The organism is Enterobacter sp. CGMCC 5087 (genome assembly GCF_003144775.1).
Lineage (GTDB): Bacteria > Pseudomonadota > Gammaproteobacteria > Enterobacterales > Enterobacteriaceae > Enterobacter > Enterobacter cloacae_M.
On record NZ_QFXN01000339.1, the window covers coordinates 1 to 213 of the forward strand.

General features: G+C 57.7%; 1 pseudogene. It reads left to right on the forward strand.

What is annotated here, in order from left to right:
- Window positions 1-213: pseudogene (locus DEO48_RS26270) on the forward strand (hypothetical protein); the annotation flags it as partial.

Below are 213 nucleotides of genomic sequence, written 5' to 3' on the forward strand. Positions count from 1 at the left end.
TGGCTTCGGTATGGGCGTCACCGAGTACATCATCACCAGCCCGGAAAACGTGATGATGAACCTGAACTGCACCGGCAACCCTGACGACCAGAATATCCTGCAGCATCACGTCATGCTCACCCTGCCTGACGGCAGCGATGCCGATTCACAGGATGAGAAAACCGCCATCACCGTCGTCACGGATGACCAGACGTTCCCCCTGCCGTCCTCTCT